The following is a 3,835-nucleotide window of genomic DNA, read 5'->3' as shown; positions in this document are numbered from 1 at the left end:
CAGCCGGATCGGTACGAAAACCAGTACGCCGCTGTCGGAAACACCGCGTTCGGTGTCAGTGGTGACCGGGCAGCGGATCAAGGATCAGAAATCCCAGACACTCACCGACGTACTCGGCTACGTGCCGGGGATCTTCGCCCCACCTTTTGCCGCCGGCGACAGCTTGGCTGGCGACCTGTTCTATATCCGTGGTTTCAACGCCACCGATTACGGCTACGGTTTGCTGCGCGATGGACTGCGCGTGCAGGGCAATCGCTATGACACCAGCACCGAGCCGTACGGACTTGAGCGGGTCGAGGTGTTCCGTGGCCCGTCTTCGCTGCTGTATGGCGAAAATGCGCCAGGCGGTCTGGTCAATCTGGTCAGCAAACGCCCGACCGCCGCACCTCAGGGCGAAGTGCAACTGGGCTATGGCTCGAACAATCGCCGGCAAATCGGCGTAGATGTCTCCGGCCCGCTCAATGACAGCGGCAACGTTCTCGGACGCGTGGTGATGCTGGGGCGCAAATCCGATACCCAGACCGATCACGTACCTGACGACCGGATTTATATCGCCCCTTCTCTGACGCTGAATTTCGACGATTTCAACACGCTGACTCTGCTGGCCAACTACCAGAAAGATCACACCAACATGGAGCTTGGGCTGCCGGCCGCCGGCACGTTGCTGAGCAATCCCAACGGGAAATTGTCCAAAGACACCATGCTCGGTGACCCGGACTGGAATACCTTCGAACGGGAAACCTGGAGCACCGGTTACGAGTTCAGCCACTCGTTCAACGATGACTGGCAGTTCCGCCAGAACTCGCGCTACATGCAGTCGCGCATCACTCGCCACGAAACCTGGCCGGGCAATCTGAACAACGCCGGTTTCGGCACGCGGTTGAACGTGACCGCCTACGATCGCTTCAACAAATCCATGGTGTATTCGCTGGATAACCAGCTCGAAGGCAAGTTCGAGGCGGGGGATCTGGAAAACACCGTGCTGTTTGGCGCCAGCTACGATCGCACCTCGTTCAACCAGGACTGGAATGCCGGCATTGTCGGGCCGATCGACGTCTACAATCCGGTTTACCTGCGTGATCCGACCACGCCGATTGCCGTGCAGAACACTTTGCTCGAGCAGCAGATGAAGGGTGTTTATGCACAGATCCAGAGCAAGTACGACCACTGGCTGTTCTTGCTTGGCGGGCGTCAAGACTGGGTCGACAGCGATTTTCGCGACAAGGTGGCCCAAGGCAGCAATATCAGCTCCGAGGACAAGAAGTTCACCTATCAGGGCGGCGTGATGTATCAGTTCGACAACGGCATGACGCCGTATGTCAGCTACTCCACGGCGTTCGTGCCGGTGCAGCAGATTTCCAACGCCGGAGCGCCGCTTGATCCGATAACCAGCAGCCAGTACGAAGTGGGTTTGAAGTACGAACCGATTGGCTGGGACACCGCTTTCACCGCTTCGGTGTATGACCTGCGCAAGAAGGACGACACCTATTTCGACGCAACGACTTCGACCTATCGCCAGGTAGGCGAAAGCCGCGCCAAGGGCGTCGAGCTGGAACTAAACAGCAACCTGACGCAGAACCTCAATGTCACGGCGGCCTATACCTACACCGACGCGAAGATCACCAAGGATGCAGCGACATCGCTGGTTAAAGGACATCAAATGACCGGCGTGCCGCTTAATCAGGCCTCGGTCTGGGCGAAATATCGCTTCCTCGACAGTGATCTGAAAGGCTTGTATGTGGCCGGTGGCGTGCGCTATTTCGACAGTGCGTTTGCCTACACTTCGCCTTCTCTATACGGAAAGCTGGATGCCGGCGACGTTACATTGGTCGACGCGGCTGTTGGATATCAGATCGATACACACTGGAGTGTCGATCTGAATGCGAAGAACCTGTTCGACAAGGAATATGTGTCGGGATGCAACGACGCAGGCCGCTGTTACTGGGGCGAGGATCGAACTTTGCTAGGTACGGTGTCCTATAACTGGTGAACAAAAAAGGGGCTGCGGATGAATTATCCACAGCCCCTTCTTTTATTTGCCGATGCAGAAGCTGGAGAAAATCCTTCCGAGCAAATCATCAGAGCTGAACGCCCCGGTAATTTCACCCAGGGAATGCTGAGCCTGGCGCAGATCTTCGGCGAGCAATTCGCCTGCCCCGGCCAGGGTCAGTTGCGCGCGGCCATGTTCCAGTGCCGCGCTGGCGTGACGTAGTGCTTCCAGATGCCGGCGACGTGCGCTGAAGCTGCTTTCCGAAGTCTGCTCGTAACCCATGCACGCCTTGAGGTGGTCCCGCAGCAGATCGAGGCCTTCGGCGGATTTGGCGCTGAGACCGATGGTCACGTGGCCGTCGTCACTGGTTTCCAGAGAAACCGCTTCACCGGTCAGATCGGCTTTGTTGCGGATCAGCGTGACTTTCGCCGGGTCCGGTCGAGACTCGAGAAATTCTGGCCACAAGGCAAAAGGATCCAGTGCCTCTGGTGCGGTCGCATCGACCACCAGTAAAACCCGATCCGCTTCACCAATGGCTTTCAAGGCCCGTTCAACACCGATTTTTTCCACACGATCATCGGTGTCACGCAGGCCTGCGGTATCGACAACGTGCAACGGCATACCGTCGATGTGGATATGTTCGCGCAGGATATCCCGCGTGGTGCCGGCAATCTCGGTAACGATGGCAGCCTCGCGACCGGCCAAGGCATTCAACAGGCTGGATTTACCGGCATTCGGCCGGCCTGCGATGACGACGGTCATGCCATCACGCAATAACGCGCCCTGCCCCGCTTCGCGCAATACTGTGGATAACTCATCGCGTACTTTGTCGAGCATGCTCAGCACATGGCCGTCGGCGAGAAAGTCGATTTCCTCTTCCGGGAAGTCGATGGCGGCTTCGACGTAGATACGCAAGCCGATCAGTTGCTCGGTCAGGTTATGCACACGCTGGGAAAACGCACCCTGCAATGAACGCAGCGCATTGCGCGCAGCCTGTGCAGAACTGGCTTCGATCAAATCGGCGATTGCCTCGGCCTGGGCCAGATCGAGTTTGTCATTGAGGAAGGCGCGCTCGCTGAATTCCCCAGGACGGGCCAGACGACAACCCAGTTCCAGGCAGCGCTTGAGCAACATGTCCAGCACGATCGGGCCGCCGTGGCCTTGGAGTTCCAGCACGTCCTCGCCGGTGAACGAGTTCGGCCCCGGGAAATACAAAGCCAGACCTTCATCCAGCACTTGCCGGTCGTCACTGAAAAACGGCCCGTAATGGGCGTAACGCGGTTTCAGTTCTCGGCCGCTGATGGCTTTTGCCGCCATGCTGGCCAACGGCCCGGAAATACGGACGATGCCCACACCGCCGCGCCCTTGAGCAGTGGCGACAGCGGCGATGGTTTCACGGGGTGTGCTCATAAAGCGGCATCCAGACAAAAGTGGCAGATAGCAAAACGCCCCACTAGGGGGCGTTTTGAGTGGTGTTATCCACAGTGCAAGTTACGCCTCGGCTTTTTTCGTCGCCGCTTCGATCTTACGCGTGATGTACCACTGTTGTGCAATCGACAGGCAGTTGTTCACAACCCAGTACAGCACCAGACCCGCCGGGAACCACAGGAAGAAGAAAGTGAAGATGATTGGCATCATTTTCATGACCTTCGCCTGCATCGGATCCGGAGGCGTCGGGTTCAGCTGCTGCTGGATGAACATGGTTGCGCCCATGATGATCGGCAGAATGAAGAACGGATCCTTGATCGACAGGTCAGTGATCCACAGCATGAACGGCGCCTGGCGCATTTCCACGCTTTCCAGCAGAACCCAGTACAGCGACAGGAAGACCGGCATCTGCACGAG

At 57.8% G+C, this 3,835-nt stretch carries 3 protein-coding genes; 1 reads left to right on the top strand and 2 read right to left on the bottom strand.

Annotation, left to right across the window (positions count from 1 at the left end):
• A partial coding sequence (locus OQK_RS10800; RefSeq protein ID WP_016772395.1) for a TonB-dependent siderophore receptor occupies nucleotides 1-1,990 on the top strand: 1,990 nt, incomplete at its 5' end.
• A 42-nt stretch (nucleotides 1,991-2,032) separates the two neighbouring features.
• On the opposite strand, the gene mnmE is transcribed toward OQK_RS10800, so the two are convergent.
• Nucleotides 2,033-3,400: a tRNA uridine-5-carboxymethylaminomethyl(34) synthesis GTPase MnmE gene (gene mnmE / locus OQK_RS10795; RefSeq protein WP_016772394.1), complete on the bottom strand. Its 1,368-nt coding sequence runs from the start codon at nucleotides 3,398-3,400 to the stop codon at nucleotides 2,033-2,035.
• An 81-nt stretch (nucleotides 3,401-3,481) separates the two neighbouring features.
• The coding region (yidC, locus tag OQK_RS31175) for a membrane protein insertase YidC (protein ID WP_038860849.1) at nucleotides 3,482-3,835 on the bottom strand (354 nt) is incomplete at its 5' end.

The sequence above is a fragment of the Pseudomonas sp. R62 genome (assembly GCF_000257605.1).
GTDB classification, from domain to species: Bacteria; Pseudomonadota; Gammaproteobacteria; order Pseudomonadales; family Pseudomonadaceae; genus Aquipseudomonas; species Aquipseudomonas atacamensis.
The sequence above is the reverse complement of the archived record's forward strand: the minus strand, read 5'-3'. Positions and strand labels throughout refer to the sequence as shown.

Coding starts and splice junctions, on each gene's coding strand:
- mnmE (WP_016772394.1), bottom strand. CDS start 3,400: ATGAGCACACCCCGTGAAACCATCGCCGCTGTCGCCACTGCTCAAGGG.